We start from the raw sequence: 16675 nt of genomic DNA on the forward strand, positions 1-16675 counted from the left end.
GTCTAACTAAACCAATTGCTAATTTATGAAAATTAACTTGAATTCGGGCCGATCTAAAACAGGTTTTCGGCTCCTAAAGTTTCTGATGAAAACTTTTACCTTTTTATTTTGCACGCTGGCTTTTGCCTTGGGACCCAAAGAAGGGTTTTCCCAAGACGCCGACATTTTGATCGCCAAGGATCGAATGCTCAGTGCAAAACAGGTTTTCAAACTTATGAACAAACAGGCCGACTATAAATTTATTTATAGGAACGACTTGTTGGAAGATGCTCCGGAAGTTCCAGTAAAACAAGGTGTTGTAAAAGCAAAACATCTTCTGGACATGTTGCTTACCCCTATAGATTTTACATATGAATTCACCACAAACAACACCATTGTGGTTCGGAAGAGGGAGAAATCAGAAGTTAAGGTCGAGGAATCAAAAGTGGAAACGGTAGAACGCTTGCAGCAACAAGTGAGCGGTACTATTTTGGACCAACAGGGAATTCCATTGGCCGGCGCGAATATTATTGAAAAAGGAACGACCAATGGTACCCAGACCGATTTTGATGGGAATTATGCCATCTCTGTGGATGACAATGCCGTTTTGGTCATTAGCTATATTGGCTTTCAAACCCAAGAGATTCCTGTCAATGGTCAATCAACCATCGATATTACCTTGGTGGAGGATGCCAATCAGCTTAGCGAAGTGATCGTAACCGCCCTGGGTATCCAGAAAACCAGGAAGTCTTTGACTTATGCGGCCCAGGATATCGATTCTGATGAATTGAACCGGGTAAAACAGACCAACCCTATGAACAGCTTGTCCGGTAAGGTGGCCGGTGTGGCCATTACCAGAAGTTCATCTGGGGTAGGGGGTTCGGTTAAGGTTACCTTGCGTGGTAACAACTCTTTTGGCAACAACCAGCCTTTGTATGTAGTGGATGGTGTGCCTTTGAGTAACCCAACAGCGTCTCAGCCTACGAGTACCTTTGGTGGTGGTAGGGACGGTGGAGACGCCCTTTCCCTGATCAACCCGGACGATATTGAGTCCTTGACCGTATTGAAAGGTGCTTCCGCATCGGCACTTTATGGAAATGCGGGTCTTAACGGGGTAATATTGATTACTACCAAGAAAGGCCGGGATGGTACCTTTAAAGTGGATTTTTCATCCAACATTACGGTGGATAGGGCTGCTTACATGATTGATTTCAGTGATGCAGCACAGCAGAATGTTGATGATTTTCTGGAAACAGGTGTAAACAACATCAATTCCGTGTCCTTGTCCGGTGGAACAGAAAAGGCGCAGACGTATTTCTCGTATAGCAACAGCTTTGCTTCGGGGATTCTTCCAGATAACACGCTAAAGCAACATACCATTAACTTAAGGGAAACCGCCAAGTTTTTTGATGATGTGTTGACCATGAATGCCAGCATTATGGCATCTACCCAACAAATACGCAATAGGGCTGTTTCAGGATTTTATTTCAATCCTTTGGTAGGGACTTATGTGTTTCCAACTGCCGATGGACGCCTATCGGATTATGCCGATTTTGAGGAGTACAACCCAGACAGGAACATTCAGGTGCAGCGTTGGGTAAGACCGTTGTCCGATATTGAGCAAAACCCGTATTGGATTGTCTACAGGAACCCAAGAGAAGATACGAACAGAAAGTTGTTGGCTTCCTTGAACTTGAATTTTAAGGTAAATGATTGGTTGTCTATCCAGACCAGGGGAACCTATGATCAATCCTTGTTGGATTTTGAGCGCAAGGCTTATGCTTCCACACAGGCTACATTGGCCCATGAGAACGGTAGCTACACCTTTAATAAGCAGGATATCCGTCAGTTGTATGGTGATGTTATCGCCAATATCAATTACGATATCACTGAAACCCTTTCCTTTACCGCCAACGTTGGGGGTAGTGTAAAGCGAAATACCACTGAAATCCTTAATGCGGACTCTGGATCACAGGGAGGGCTTCAATTTGCGAATGTATTTACCCTTCAAAACTTTAATGCCAATTCGCAGGTAGCACTATCGCAAACGTCATTGAACAGACAGATAAACTCTGTTTTTGCGAGCACCACTTTCGGGTATGATGAAAAGATCTTCATCGATCTTACGGCCAGAAATGACTGGTCATCTACCTTGCCACCGGAGAACAATTCGTTTTTTTATCCGTCCGTAGGTCTTACAGGTGTGTTGAGCGAGATGTTTGATTTTGGCGAGAAGATTTCTTTTGCCAAAGTAAGGGGTTCCTATGCCGAGGTGGGGAATGATTTCTCCCCTAACCAGATCAATCCCAACAGGACCATTCTGTTTGGTAATGGCATCAGTCCTACCGATCCTATCAGACCTTTCCCTGGAACCACACCTAAGCCAGAAAAGCAGAAGTCTTTTGAATTGGGTACCGAGTGGAGGTTTTTCAACAATCGTTTGGGCTTTGATGTGGGGTACTATAACACCAAGACCGTTAATCAGTATTTCCCCTTCCCAACTTCCGTAGCGGTTATTGGGGCGCCCAATGCAGGCTTGAATTCAGGAGAGATCGTCAACAGGGGTATTGAAGCCACGGTTTTTGCCACGCCTATCCAAAGTGAGGATTTCCGTTGGAAGACCACATTGAACTTTGCACGAAACAAGAACGTAGTGGAAAGTATCTATGACGGTACGGTTGCCGATGGACTTATTGAGCCTACGTACTTTACCCTTTCCGGGGCAGGGAACAATTCCTTTGCTTCCTATTTGGTAGAAGGAGGTTCCTTTGGGGACATCTATGGCCGAGTGGTGAAAAGGGACGAGCAGGGTAGACCTGTTGTAGTTGATGGTGGTTTGGTGGAAAATGACCAAAACTCCGACAATGTTATCGAAGGTTTGGAAAAAGTGGGTAACGCCAACCCAGACTTTACTTTGGGGTGGAACAACTCCTTTAGCTATAAAAACTTCAGTGTTGACTTTTTGATTGATGGGAAGTTTGGTGGTGAGACCATGAGTATGACCCAGGCTGCTGTGGAAGGCTTGAGCAACAACACAGCGCGTGAGACAGCCAATGGAGCCATCGAAGTGGTTGATATCAATGGTAATCCAGAAACTTGGACGGCACAGCAATACTACGGTGCTGCAGGTGGAAGGAATGGTTTTACAGGTGAATACGTCTATAGTGCCACCAATGTACGGTTGGCCGAATTGGCGTTGGGCTACACCTTTGATTTGGGAGAAGAATCTTTCTTCAGCAATGTGAGCGCTTCCTTGGTGGGAAGCAATCTGTTCTTCTTCTACAAAGATGCCCCACATGACCCCAATGTCAGTTTAAGTACAGGCAATGCACTTCAGGGAGTGGATGTTCTAGGTCTTCCCTCCACAAGGAGCACAGGTCTAAACGTAAAACTAACTTTTTAAAAAAAACTCATGAAAAATATATATAGATTGGGCGTTTTGGCAGCTACTTTAGGGTTTTTGGCTACGTCCTGTACTGAGAATTTTGAAGAACTCAATAAAAACCCAAGGGAAATAACCCAAGAGCAACTCGAAGGGGATTTTCAACATGTGGGATCCAAATATAAGCCCGTGTTTGAAAGTATCTATATTTTCAATCCCGGATGGCAATACCAGCTCCAGCAAAACTTGAATGCCGATGCCTACGCAGGATATTTGACCCCTCCAAACCCTTTTCAGAACGGGTCCAATAACACGACCTATAACTTGGTGAGTGGTTGGAACAATACCATCTGGTCCGTTCCTTATTCCAATGTCATGAACAATGTCAAGGACATTGAGGGTCTTACCCAAGGGGAATATCCAACCCTTTATGCGGTATCCTTGATTTTGAAGGTAGAGGCCATGCATAGGGTTTCGGATGTTTTTGGTCCTATTGTGTATACCAATTTCGGTGATTTGGACAATGCTGGGGTATATGACTCACAAGAGGAAGCCTATGATGCATTTTTTGCCGATTTGGATACCGCCGTGGATAATCTTATGGCGGATATCGATAGCCCAAGATTTTCGGCGTTCGACCTCGCTTACGGAGGAGATTATTCAAAGTGGGTGAGATTTGCCAATTCCTTGCGGTTGAGGCTCGCTATCAGAATTTCCAAAGTAGCCCCTGAAAAGGCCAAGTTGCAAGGTGAAAAAGCCTTGAGCCACCCGCTGGGTGTAATGGCCGGCAATGACGATGGATTCTTTGTGACCAGCACCAACAGCCATCCATTGGCCCAGATTGATAATTCTTGGGGGGATACCCGTATGAACGCATCCATGGAGTCTATTATGGGTGGATATAACGATCCTCGTATCAATGCCTATTTTTCGGAAGTGAACCCAGGGGATTCGGAAACAGAACCCATTGTTCCCGGAACACTTAAAGGAATCAGGAATGGATTGCCTTTGTTGGATGGATATGCGGATGCATCGGCCCAAAAGGCCGACTATGTAAGATTTGCGGTAATCAATGACGATTTGACCCAGTACACGGCACAACTAATGACGGCTGCTGAGGTGGCTTTCCTAAAAGCGGAAGCTGCTTTGAGGGGATGGAGTGGTGCTGGTGATGCCCAGGCCAACTATGAGATGGGAATTGCCCTTTCCTTTGAACAGAGAGGTGTTGGCAGCGCTGATGATTATATATCGGACAACGTTTCCGTGCCTGCAGATTATGTGGACCCAGTGTACCCGTCCAACAATATCAATGCCCTTACCGATGCAACCATTGCTTGGGATGGTGCTGATGACAATGAAACCAAATTGGAAAAGATCATTACCCAAAAATGGATAGCGGTATTCCCTGATGGACAAGAGGCGTGGAGCGAGTTCCGTCGTACCGGATACCCCAAAATTTTCCCGGTAGTGAGCAATCAAAGCCCAGGAACCATAGATACGGATATTCAAATCCGAAGAATCCCATTTGTGGATAGTGAACTTTCTACCAATGCCGAAGGCGTTGCCGGAGCCGTTTCCAAATTGGGCGGTCCCGACAATGGAGGCACTAGACTTTGGTGGGATACTGGCGCCCCTAATTTTTAGAGTTTACATGTTTAAGTTGAGTTAAGTTTGAAGCCGCGGGCGGGAAAGCCAGTTTTCTCGCCCGCTTTTTTGTTTTATATCTTGAATAATGGAATTCGAAGGCAAATGGATTCATAAGATATTAAGAGCTTTCAAAGAGGATTCTTTTTTTGAAGGCTTTCTTTTGAAAAAATAACAATTGTTTGCAATTTAAATCCAAGGAAATCGAAAATTTAATAGCTTGCAGGATTATATATATGAAGATTTTTTATTAAAAATCACAAAAAAATATAGGGTTATTAAAGTTTCGTGCGTACTTATAATATGGGTGTAATAAACTTGGGAAATTTTTCAAAAGGATATAAGGCCTACGGAAACTAATATGCGACTCAATTCAATAGACATTCTGAGGGCGTTGACCATGGTTTTTATGATATGGGTAAACGACTTTTGGACATTGGATAATGTTCCAAAATGGCTTTTGCATGCCAAGGCAAGTGAAGACTATTTGGGCTTTTCCGATATTATTTTTCCCTTGTTTCTTTTTATAGTGGGGCTTAGTATTCCTTTTGCGATCAAAAATCGCTTAAAGAAAGGGGACACGCGCGCATCCATTGCAAAGCATATTTTGATAAGGTCGTTCTCCTTACTCTTCATAGGGGTCTTCATGGTGAACTACGAAACCGCATTTAGTGAAGGCATGATAATTGGAAAATATCTTTGGTGCATGCTGATGGCCTTTGCTGTATTTTTGGTATGGACCCATTACAAAAGAAGCCCAATTCCTAAAAAATGGCATCTTCCACTTCAGATTTTTGGGGTACTGATATTCTTGTTTTTGGCCTTGATTTATAAAGGAGGTGCAGACGGAGAGCATTGGATGCGGCCACAATGGTGGGGTATTTTGGGATTGATTGGGTGGGCCTATTTGGCCAATGCCCTTATCTTTTTGTATGCAAGGGGAAATTTTGCTGTAATGATTGCGGTTTGGATACTTTTCAATGTCCTTTCAGTGTTGGCGCAAACCGATTTTTCTTTGGAGTTGAATGGAGGGTGGAGATATTTTTCAACTGTTGTTGGTGGTACCATACCCGGGCTGACTTCTGCAGGGATTTTGGCTTCACTGATTTTTGAAAAATATGTCAAAACCAGTTTAAAACAAGTGTATCTGATTCTCACAGTGTTAGGAATTATATGTCTTGTTTATGCATTGGGTACCCGGCCAATATGGGGAATCTCCAAGTTAAGGGCAACACCTTCATGGTTGGCAGTGTGCTCTGCCATGGGTTTTATCCTTTTTGCGGTTCTGCACTATATCGCAGATAAGAAGAAAATTACAAAGTGGGCCAAGATCATTGCTCCGGCAGGAACGGCTACTTTAACGTGCTATATGTTACCGTACATTATTTATCCATTACGGACATTTGTGGGCTTTACGTTGCCCGATGTTCTGAACACTGGGGTAATCGGACTTTTAGGCTCCATGGTATTTGCCCTGCTCGTAGTTGCGATTACGGGATGGTTGGAGAAAAAAGGAATTAAACTAAAACTATAAAACAAAATCATGGGAAGAAAAACAATAGTGCTGATTTTGCTGCTTGCCACGACTTTTGGTTTTGGGCAATCCCCATTTGCAGTGAGAGGTTTTTGTATAGCGGCCCCATCCAAGGATAAAGTAAACGATTTTGTAAAGTTCATTGAAAACGAACTGGCTCCCGGCGGAATCAATACCCTTGTATTGAGGGTAGATTACAATTATGCCTATGAGTCCAGACCAGAGCTTAGGGATGAGAATCCATTGAGCAAGGAAGATATCAAGAAATTGCTGGCGGTTAGCAGAAAGCACAACATCAATTTGATTCCACAGGTAAATCTTTTGGGACATCAATCCTGGCATAGTGATTTGAGCAAACTTTTGGAGGCCTACCCAGATTTTGACGAGACCCCAAAGGTAAAGCTTCCGGAAAAATATGAGTGGCCCAATGCGGATAGGCTGTATTGCAAAAGCTATTGCCCGTTGCATCCCAAAGTACATGATGTTGTTTTTGATATAGTGGATGAGATTATGGAGGTTTTTGAAGCCAACGCTTTTCATGCCGGTATGGATGAAGTGTTTTATCTGGCGCATCCAGATTGTCCTCGATGTCAAGGAAAAGACCCTGCCATGCTTTTTGCAGGGGAAGTGAACAAAATAAGCGATCATTTACAGAGTAGTGGCAAGGAACTATGGATTTGGGGCGATCGTCTTATCGATGGTACCGATTCTGGAATAGGAATGTGGGAGGGAAGCTATAACAATACGGCGAGTGCAGTGGGGATGATTTCAAAATCTGTGGTCATTTGCGATTGGCATTACGAGAAGGCCATTCCCACACCTGCCTATTTTGCCATGAACGGATTACAGGTAATTGCCTGTCCATGGCGTAGGCCCAATGTGGCCGAAGAGCAAGTGGAAATGATGAACTCCTTCAAACAAAATTCAACCCCTGAAATGGCTGGGAAATATTTGGGGGTAATGCATACAGTGTGGTCGTCCGCAGATTCTTTTATGGAAAATTATTACAGTGAAAAACCAGATGAAGCCAGCGCAGGAGTGGTAAACACCCTAAAAGCAATGATTGCCGCAACACAAAAGATAAAAAACTAAACTTAAGTAAACTAAAACCAAACAATAGAGTAATACCCTTGACTAAAATGAGTAAATTTTTGAACCAAACTAGCCAACCAAACTTTAAATACGCTAACAAAAGGCGTGTTTTTGCGTATCCCTTACTTTGTGCGATCGCCGCAATTTTTCTTGTACAATGCGCCCCAAAGGACAGTGGATTGCCCCCCGGAGACCCGGACAATGCAGGTCTGTTTGTTCCGGATGGATTTGAGGTGGTGTCCGTTGTGGACAGCTTGAAAGGAAGGGCTAGGCACCTTACCGTAAATACCAATGGCGATATTTACGTAAAGTTAAGATTCCCAAATGATGAAGGAGGAAATGCTGCGCTTCGGGATACCGATAATGACGGTAAGGCCGATATCATTGAAACATTCGATGATTACATAGACCGCAGTAGTTACGGAACCGAAATGCGTATCCACAATGGATATCTATATTTCAGTTCGGTAACAAGGATTTATCGCCAAAAATTAACGGACCAGTTGGTGCCCGATACTGAACTTGAGTTGATCTTGACAGATAGGCAACCGCCAAGACAGCATGATACCAAGCCAATCGCTTTTGATAAAGAAGGAAATTTGTACACGGTGTATGGAGCTCCTTCCGATGTATGTCAAGTGGACGATAGATCGCCATTGTCCCCTGGAATGTTCCCTTGCCCCATACTGGAAGATAGAGCTGGGGTTTGGAAGTTTGATGCCAATAAGTTGAACCAGTTTCAGGAAGATGGAGAGAAATTCGCTACGGGTCTACGAAGCGTTGTGGGAATGGATTGGAACGATCAAGACAATAACTTATATGCCGTGGTGCACGGAAGGGATTACATGCACCCCACATGGCCAAATAAGTTTACGGCTTGGGAAGGCTCTGTATTGCCTTCGGAAGTATTTGTGAGGCTTAAGGATGGAGACGATGCAGGATGGCCATACCATTACTATGACCAAATCAAAGGAGATTATTTCCTTAATCCCGAGTATGGCGGTGATGGCGAAAAACAAGGAGAGGATGTAGACAAATTGACCGACCCTGTTGTTGGTTTTCTTGGGCACTTTGCACCAAACGATATCATGTTCTATGAGGGAGATCAATTTCCAGAGCGATATAAGAATGGTGCCTTTATAGCCTTCCATGGTTCTACCAGTAGTGCCCCATACCCCCAAACAGGTTATTTTGTTGGATTTGTTCCTATGGAGAACGGAATTCCAACAGGACCTTGGGAAGTATTTGCTGATGGCTTTGCCGAACAGGAAATCATCAAGAACACCAGTGATGCAATGTACCGTCCTATGGGGCTGGCCGTTGGACCCGACGGTTCTTTGTATGTATCGGATTCCGAAAAAGGTAAGATTTGGAGAATCATGTACAAAGGGGATAAGGAGGAATTCGGTGAAGCTGAATTGGCTGGGATGGAAGAGCGCAAAAGAACGGCTTCCAACATTAAAACTCCGGTTGAGTTCGAAGACTTGGTGGTTAAGCCGAATGATGGCGAAGATAAGTATAGTGATGAAAATGTAGGCGAAGGAGGAAAGCTTTTCAACACCTATTGTTCCGTATGTCACCAACGAAATGGTTTGGGTAACGATCGTTTTCCACCTTTGGATGATGCAGAGTGGATTTTAGGAGACAAGACGCGTTTGATCAATGTGGTGCTTCAAGGCCTTCGCGGGGAAATATTTGTACACGAAAAGTCCTATAACAACGTAATGCCCAAGTTGGATAGACTTACAGATGAGGAGATTGCGGGTATATTGACCTATGTGCGTGGTAACTTTGGAAACAAAGGTTCAAAAATAACCCCGGAAGAGGTGGCTAAGGTGAGAAAGGCCAACGAAACACCGTAGGGACAACCAATTAAACCACTTTTTTTATGAAATCTGTATATCGTATAACAATGGCTATTAAGAATATGGGCGTTTGCAATCCCTTCCGTAACTTTAGGCTGATGACGGTATGTTTGGTGTTGCTATCCACAGCATGTAAGCAAAAATCAAACGGTCAGTCAGTATCCGAAGCACAGGAAAACAGTACTAAAGAAGAATCCACATTGTATCAGAGCAGCGTTTTTACAGAACCATCAGGTTTTACCGGAGGAATAGAAGGGCCTGCTGTTGACGCAAATGGCATCCTTTATGTGGTAAATTTTGAAAAGCAGGGTACCATTGGTCAAGTGGATGCTGTGGGGAATGCCTCGCTGTTTGTGACCCTTCCCGAAGGGAGTATTGGCAACGGTATCCGGTTTAACAGTGCCGGGGATATGTTCATTGCGGATTATACCATGCACAATGTGCTAAAAGTGGATATGGACACCAAGGAGATCAGTGTTTATGCCCACAATGACGAATTGAACCAACCGAATGATATCGCCATTATGGACAATGATATCATCTTTGCCAGCGACCCTGATTGGGCCAATTCAAAAGGACAGATTTGGAGAGTGGAAGAGGGGACCTTTACCTTGCTCGAAGGGGATATGGGAACCACCAACGGTATTGAAGTGAGCCCGGACAACAAAACACTTTATGTGAACGAATCCGTACAGCGAAACATATGGGCCTATGATCTTTCTCCGGAAGGGGAAATCAGCAACAAACGTTTGCTGACCAAATTTGAAGATTTTGGGATGGACGGTATGCGCACCGATGCGGATGGAAATTTATATGTGACCCGCCACGGAAAAGGTACCGTTGCCAAGATATCCACAACAACAGGGGAAATCCTTGAGGAGATTCCATTGACAGGTAAAAAAGCTTCCAATATTGCATTTGGCGGTGAAGAGGGAACCCAGGCATTCATTACCCTTCAGGATAATGGAAATGTGGAGACCTTTACTGTGGAGAGTCCAGGAAGGGCATTCCAAATGATCAAAGAAAGAAAAGAATAACATAATCTCATAATACAATGAAAATACATAAATTAAAGTACGCACTTATTGCTTTGGCAGTTTTGTTCTGTTCAAAGGCCGTTCAGGCACAGGAATATGATTTGGTGATCAAGAACGGAACGCTTATCGATGCCAAAAATGGCATAAACAAGAAAATGGATGTGGCCATTTCAGAAGGAAAAATCGCTGAGGTTTCCAGTAACATATCGGCCAAGAAGGGTAAAAAAGTTATCGATGCCCAAGACAAATTGGTCACTCCCGGACTTATTGACCTTCACGGACACGTTTTCTTCGGAACCGAAGAGAATTCAATGTACAGTGGAGGTTCGCACAGTGTTGCTCCTGATAACTTTACTTTTCGAAGCGGTGTAACTACCGTCGTGGATGCCGGTAGCGCAGGATGGCGAAATTTTCAGGTTTTCAAGAAAAATGTCATTGATGAATCCAAGACCAGGGTATTGGCATTTTTGAACATTGTGGGCTCTGGTATGAAAGGTGGTGTGATCGAGCAGAACGTCAACGATATGGATCCAAAAATGACTGCCTTGACCGTTGGTAGATACAAGGAATTGGTAGGGGTAAAGTTGGCCCACTATTCAGGATTCGAATGGACCCCAACCGAAAGAGCTGTTGAAGCAGGAACCATGGCCGATGTACCGGTAATGATCGATTTTGGAGGAAGTAGACCTATGTTGTCCATAGAGACCCTGTTCATGGAAAAGTTGAGACCCGGGGATATCTTTACACATGCCTACGCCTCATTGGGTAGCAGGGAGCGAGTGGTTGATGACCAAGGAAAGGTGAAGCCTTTTGTTTTTGAAGCCCAAAAAAGAGGAATCGTTTTTGATGTAGGCCATGGTGGCGGAAGCTTTGCTTTTTCACAGGCAGTTCCTTCCATGCAGCAAGGTTTCAAGCCCAATTCCATCAGTACTGACCTGCACATTGGTAGTATGAATGGTGGTATGAAGGATATGACGAACATTATGTCCAAGTTTTTGAATATGGACATGCCGGTTGCGGAAGTAATTGCCATTTCCACATGGAACCCTGCCCAATATATCAAGAGGACCGATTTGGGACATTTGAGTGTTGGTGCCATTGCCGATGTGGCCATTCTTAGCATTGAAAAAGGAGAATTTGGATTTGTGGACACCAAGAATGAAAAGATGATGGGAGACCAAAAATTCCAGTGTGAGGTGACCTTAAAGGACGGTAGGGTAGTGTATGACCTTAACGGATTGTCCAGCAAAGAATGGGACAAATAAAAATGACCAAACTAAAACAAACTAATACGTAAAGACATGAGCATGAAACGAAGGGAAATAATCAAACAATTGGGTGTCGTTCCTGTAGCGGGAAGCCTAATGGCCAGCCAATCAATGCTTGGCGGTACATTGGGAAGTGTTACAGGTCCATTGATGACCAAGTCATCCAAAGGCCCCAGCATTTATGAATCCTTGGGAATAGATACCATTATAAACTGTAGAGGTACCTTTACCATATTGGGAGGCTCTACGGAACGTCCAGAGGTGATAGAGGCCATAGAGGCCGCATCTGGGTACTTTGTACAATACGATGAGTTGGCCGAAGGTATTGGCCGTCGTTTGGCTGAAATTACCAAGGCAGATTGGGGAATGGTCTCTGCAGGATGTGCTGCAGGGATGAAACACGTTACTGCCGCCTGTGTAACCGGTGGTAACCCAGAAAAACTGATCAGGATACCCCATATTGATGATTTTGAAAAGAACGAGGTTATTATCCCAAGAAGTTCACGAAACTACTACGATCACGCTATCCGAAATATTGGGGTAAAAGTGATTACCGTGAATTCGGCAGAGGAAATGCGGGAGGCCATCAACCCAAGAACGGCCATGATCTATATCATGACAGGGGATGACAATGAAACAGGAAAACCACTTTCGTTGGAAGTGATCAGCGAAATTGCCAAGCCAAAGAACATTCCAATCTTGGCCGATGCGGCTGCGGAAGATTTGAGCATTCCTTGTGTGCACTTGGAGCGTGGGGCCACAGTGGTTGCCTATAGTGGAGGAAAGGCCATTTGCGGACCACAGTGTGCCGGGTTGTTATTGGGAGACAAGGATCTTTTAATGGCAGCATGGCAGGCCAGCTCGCCACACCATGGACCGGGAAGGGACAACAAAGTAGGAAAAGAGGAGATGTTGGGAATGTTGGCCGCTGTTGAGGCTTGGACAACCAGAGATCATGATAAGGAATGGCAGACCTGGTTGGGTTGGATGGACGAGATTTCTTCCAAATTGACCAAAATTGATGGAATTACTCCTGAAGTGACCTTGCCCAAAGGCTTGAACAATAGGACCCCTAGATTGATTTTAAAATGGGATCCGGACAAACTTAACATCACTGGAGAGGAAGTGGCCGAGATCGTGGCCCGAACCAAACCAAGGATCGCCATTGGAGGTGGGAGCAGGGGTGACAGTAGTGCCATCACTATTACCCCTAGCCAAATGCGTCCAGGAAATGCAAAAGTGGTCGCGGATAGATTGTATGAGATACTTTCACAAGAGAGAGAGCCAATTTCAGATGAAATGGTATCTCCAAGCGAAGATATCTCAGGCCATTGGGAAGCCGATGTAAAATACTTTACCAGTAACAGTACCCATAAGTTTTTCTTGGAGCAGGATGGTAACTGGATATCAGGTACGCACACCAGTGAAAATGGCAGTCAGGATATGATTGGTATGATCGAGGGCGATGAAGTGGTACTCCGAAGCAGTTTTAGGATTCCAGGAAATGGTATCAGTTTTTGGTTCACGGGTAAGATTTCCAATGGAGAGCTGAGCGGTTCCGTATTTCTTGGGGAATATTTAACAGCCAAGTTCGCTGCCAAAAAGGTATCTTACAGGCAAAATCGTAAAAAATTGAATGTACCGGGAGGCCCGCCGTTGGCTACCTAGTCTTTAAAATAATGTATATAATAGAAAAATAAACAAACCTTAAATCATTTTTAAACATTGTAATATGGAAAATCAAACATCAAGAAGATCATCATTCAAGCGAATTGGAGTAGGATTGGCAGCTCTATTTGGAGTTGGGGCAACAGCCGCTGCAAAAGCCATGACCGGAGGAGAAAAAGCTAAAAAAGAAATAGTTGGTGATATTGTGACCGACCAAGATGTTCCTTTGTTCTCTGGAGCTGTAAAACATGGAAACACTTTGTATATTGCAGGTAAAGGGGCACACGTTGAACCTTTCGAAATAAAAGCGCATACCAAAATTGTTTTGGACAACATCCAAAAGGAGTTGGAAAAGAACGGTTCCTCCATGGATAAAGTGCTAAAGGTGAATGTATATTTGGCAGACCTTAACGATTATCACGCCATGAACGAGGTGTACCGTGGTCGATTTGGAAACAATCCTCCTGTAAGAACTACTGTGGCTACGTACGGTGGTGTACCTGGAGATTCCTTGGTGGAGATTGACTGTATAGCTGCTTTGGACTAAACAAATAGTACAAACGATTAACTTAAATATGATGAAACATATGTTCAAACTGAACATTGCCATAGTATTTTTATTTTTTATCTCAATAGGTCTGAAGGGTCAGACAATCCCAAAAGAAGAATTGGTTTTCTTGACTTCGGAGTGGAAAGGCGAACGTTTTCCTGACGGGCGTCCACGCATTCCGGATGATATTGTGGAGAGAGCCAAAAAAATTGGGATAGACGATGCTTGGACCGTTCTCAATAACGAAGGGTATACCAACCAGTTCGAAGGGAATTGGAAAATGATCCATGACGATGTTGCCGTCGTAGGTCGTGCGCTAACGGCCATGTACATGCCAAGCCGACCCGATGTTGAAACTAACATCAAGGCACGTGGACATGCCGAGGGCAGAAAAGGGAATACCAATTCCTGGCCCATCGATATGCTTACCCAGGGAGATGTCTATGTTGCGGATGGCTTTGGTAAAATTGATGCCGGTACACTTATGGGTGCTACTTTGGCCACTTCAATTTTTAGCAAGTCTGGCAACGGTGTGGTCTTCAACGGAAGTGCAAGGGATTTGGAAACGGTCAAGGAATTGCAAGGTTTCAATGCTTTTGTACGGGATTTCCATCCTTCTTTTTTGGAGGAAATGGTAACCATGGGACTCAATGTGCCCATCCGTATGGGTGCTGCCATAGTACTTCCCGGTGATTTGGTGATCGCCAAACAGGAAGGTGTCCTTTTTGTACCGGCCCATTTGGCCGAACAAGTTGTGGCCACTGCAGAGTTCGTGGCCCTAAAGGATGTGTTCGGTTTTGAGATGATAAAAACCAAAAAATACACCACAGGTGAGATTGATAGCCAATGGACCGATAAAATCAAAAGTGATTTTATCACATGGCTAAAAGGAAAGCCTGAACTTGGCAAAATGACCAGGGAAGAACTGGACAAGGTCTTGAGTAAAAGGACCTGGTAGAGAAGATAAAAGACTAATAAACATTTATGACTGTAAAAAATAGTACGGCCATTGCCCTTTCGGCAATGGCCCTGTTGCTATCCCTAGCTTCCTGCGGGGATGCCCAACAGAAACAGGAAGAGACAACAACAGTGGTTGAATCCGCAGCCCCTGCGCCTAAAGTATCGGACGTGGAAGCTGTGGTTTTGGAATTTAACAAGGCATTGGAAAATCCAACCCGTGAGGTGCTGGAAAAGCTTTGTTCGGATAAAATGACCTATGGCCACTCCAGTGGATTGGTACAGGACAAAGAGACCTTTATTGATGATGTGCTCAATGGCCCTTTTGATTTTCAATCAGTGACCGGACCAGAGCAGACCATAACCCTATCGGGCAATACCGCAGTGGTGCGTAACATCTTTTTGGCCAGTGCCACCAAAGATGGTGAACCCTTGGAAATCAAGATAGGGAACATGCAGATCTATGAACTCTCCGAAAGTGGGGAATGGCAATTATTGGCCAGACAAGCCTTTAAATTATAGGCAAGCGTTCCTTAAGGGAACAACAACTGTACATAAGAATAACCAAAACAAACTTGACTTTTGAAAAAATTAAATAAACACTCAATTTCCTTGGGGATTTCCCTGCTTTTGCTGGTTATTGCCATAGGCATGGCCGCAACGGGTAACTTACCTAGTGCAGGTCTCGTGATCATTGGCATATTTGTTTTTTGTGCCTATGGTTTCAGTGGGTACGAATCTTTGAATGGCAATGTGTTCACGGCCTTGATATTTGCCGGGGTGACATTGGCTTTGTATTATCCCCAATATTTCACCTATATAGGTGACTTCAAGCTAACAGGATTGATCATCCCTTTGATCCAGATAATCATGTTTGGTATGGGAACCTCCATGAGCGTCAACGATTTTGTGGGAATCATTAAAACTCCAAAAGGGGTTTTGGTAGGGGTAACCGCCCAATTGGCCATTATGCCGGTTATGGGTTTCCTATTGGCTACCATTAGCGATTTTCCACCGGAGATTGCCGCTGGTATTGTATTGATCGGTTGTTCACCCAGTGGGGTGGCATCCAATGTAATGGCCTATTTGGCCAAAGCAAATTTGGCGCTTTCCATTACCATTACGTCCATAGCTACGCTTTTGGCCCCATTTGTCACTCCTTTGTTGATGAAACTATTGGCAGGGGAATTCATCGAAATAGATGTGTTGGGTATGATGTGGAGCATTGTTAAAATGATCATCTTGCCCATTGGGGCTGGTTTGTTGTTCAACAAACTAAGAGGCGATGGAGCCAAATGGTTGGATAAGGCCATGCCCATAATTTCCATGTTGGGTATAGGATTGATCATTGTGGTGATTACTGCTGCCGGAAGGGACAGTCTATTGGATATAGGTGGTGTGCTGATGCTATTGGTATTGGTGCATAACCTTTTTGGATATACCTTGGGCTATTGGTTCGCACGACTTGTGGGCATGTCCGAGAGGGATTCCAGAACCATATCCATAGAAGTGGGAATGCAGAATGGCGGACTGGCTTCGGGTATTGCAAACTCCTTGGGCAAAATTGCCACCATGGGACTTGCACCTGCCGTATTTGGTCCGTTAATGAACATCACGGGATCTATATTGGCCTCGTACTGGCACAAAAGACTTCCGGAAGGTGAAGAAGTTGAGGAAGATAAAGAGTAAGAAATCAGAT

At 44.3% G+C, this 16675-nt stretch carries 12 protein-coding genes; all 12 read left to right on the top strand.

Annotated features, from left to right (window positions below):
• Positions 1 to 85: 85 nt before the first annotated feature.
• The 12 genes from F8C76_RS01350 to F8C76_RS01405 all read left to right on the top strand — a co-directional run bounded on the left by F8C76_RS01350 (position 86) and on the right by F8C76_RS01405 (position 16665).
• Complete coding sequence (locus tag F8C76_RS01350) at positions 86 to 3382, top strand: TonB-dependent receptor domain-containing protein (RefSeq protein WP_249042333.1); 3297 nt, start codon at positions 86 to 88, stop codon at positions 3380 to 3382.
• A gap of 9 nt (positions 3383 to 3391) precedes the next feature.
• A complete protein-coding gene (locus F8C76_RS01355) occupies positions 3392 to 5005 on the top strand; it encodes a RagB/SusD family nutrient uptake outer membrane protein (protein ID WP_129655898.1) in 1614 nt (537 codons plus the stop codon).
• Between the two features lie 361 nt (positions 5006 to 5366).
• The gene (locus tag F8C76_RS01360; protein WP_152130126.1) at positions 5367 to 6539 is read left to right on the top strand and encodes a heparan-alpha-glucosaminide N-acetyltransferase domain-containing protein; all 1173 of its coding nucleotides are present in this window, start codon (positions 5367 to 5369) and stop codon (positions 6537 to 6539) included.
• Positions 6540 to 6548: 9 nt separating this feature from the next.
• Positions 6549 to 7631: a family 20 glycosylhydrolase gene (locus tag F8C76_RS01365; RefSeq protein WP_152130127.1), complete on the top strand. Its 1083-nt coding sequence runs from the start codon at positions 6549 to 6551 to the stop codon at positions 7629 to 7631.
• A 179-nt stretch (positions 7632 to 7810) separates the two neighbouring features.
• A complete protein-coding gene (locus tag F8C76_RS01370) occupies positions 7811 to 9493 on the top strand; it encodes a PQQ-dependent sugar dehydrogenase (protein ID WP_242502190.1) in 1683 nt (560 codons plus the stop codon).
• Between the two features lie 26 nt (positions 9494 to 9519).
• Positions 9520 to 10533 carry an SMP-30/gluconolactonase/LRE family protein gene (locus F8C76_RS01375; protein WP_211372096.1) on the top strand — a complete coding sequence of 338 codons (1014 nt, stop codon included), beginning with the start codon at positions 9520 to 9522 and terminating at the stop codon, positions 10531 to 10533.
• 17 nt (positions 10534 to 10550) lie between these two features.
• Entirely contained in the window at positions 10551 to 11798 is a 1248-nt protein-coding gene (locus F8C76_RS01380; protein ID WP_152130128.1) for an amidohydrolase/deacetylase family metallohydrolase, read from the top strand.
• 42 nt (positions 11799 to 11840) lie between these two features.
• A complete protein-coding gene (locus F8C76_RS01385; protein ID WP_152130129.1) occupies positions 11841 to 13469 on the top strand; it encodes an aminotransferase class V-fold PLP-dependent enzyme in 1629 nt (542 codons plus the stop codon).
• Between the two features lie 64 nt (positions 13470 to 13533).
• Complete coding sequence (locus tag F8C76_RS01390; protein ID WP_129655910.1) at positions 13534 to 14016, top strand: RidA family protein; 483 nt, start codon at positions 13534 to 13536, stop codon at positions 14014 to 14016.
• A 40-nt stretch (positions 14017 to 14056) separates the two neighbouring features.
• On the top strand, positions 14057 to 14977 hold the full coding sequence (locus tag F8C76_RS01395) for an RraA family protein (protein WP_242502191.1): 921 nt from the start codon (positions 14057 to 14059) through the stop codon (positions 14975 to 14977).
• A 26-nt stretch (positions 14978 to 15003) separates the two neighbouring features.
• On the top strand, positions 15004 to 15498 hold the full coding sequence (locus F8C76_RS01400) for a nuclear transport factor 2 family protein (RefSeq protein WP_152130130.1): 495 nt from the start codon (positions 15004 to 15006) through the stop codon (positions 15496 to 15498).
• A gap of 60 nt (positions 15499 to 15558) precedes the next feature.
• Positions 15559 to 16665, top strand: coding sequence for a bile acid:sodium symporter family protein (locus F8C76_RS01405; protein WP_242502198.1), 1107 nt, complete (start codon positions 15559 to 15561; stop codon positions 16663 to 16665).
• The last annotated feature ends 10 nt before the right edge of the window (positions 16666 to 16675 follow it).

The organism is Flagellimonas olearia (assembly GCF_009184425.1).
Taxonomy (GTDB): domain Bacteria; phylum Bacteroidota; class Bacteroidia; order Flavobacteriales; family Flavobacteriaceae; genus Flagellimonas; species Flagellimonas olearia.

Coding starts and splice junctions, on each gene's coding strand:
- F8C76_RS01350 (WP_249042333.1), top strand. CDS start 86: ATGAAAACTTTTACCTTTTTATTTTGCACGCTGGCTTTTGCCTTGGGA.
- F8C76_RS01355 (WP_129655898.1), top strand. CDS start 3,392: ATGAAAAATATATATAGATTGGGCGTTTTGGCAGCTACTTTAGGGTTT.
- F8C76_RS01360 (WP_152130126.1), top strand. CDS start 5,367: ATGCGACTCAATTCAATAGACATTCTGAGGGCGTTGACCATGGTTTTT.
- F8C76_RS01365 (WP_152130127.1), top strand. CDS start 6,549: ATGGGAAGAAAAACAATAGTGCTGATTTTGCTGCTTGCCACGACTTTT.
- F8C76_RS01375 (WP_211372096.1), top strand. CDS start 9,520: ATGAAATCTGTATATCGTATAACAATGGCTATTAAGAATATGGGCGTT.
- F8C76_RS01380 (WP_152130128.1), top strand. CDS start 10,551: ATGAAAATACATAAATTAAAGTACGCACTTATTGCTTTGGCAGTTTTG.
- F8C76_RS01385 (WP_152130129.1), top strand. CDS start 11,841: ATGAAACGAAGGGAAATAATCAAACAATTGGGTGTCGTTCCTGTAGCG.
- F8C76_RS01390 (WP_129655910.1), top strand. CDS start 13,534: ATGGAAAATCAAACATCAAGAAGATCATCATTCAAGCGAATTGGAGTA.
- F8C76_RS01395 (WP_242502191.1), top strand. CDS start 14,057: ATGTTCAAACTGAACATTGCCATAGTATTTTTATTTTTTATCTCAATA.
- F8C76_RS01400 (WP_152130130.1), top strand. CDS start 15,004: ATGACTGTAAAAAATAGTACGGCCATTGCCCTTTCGGCAATGGCCCTG.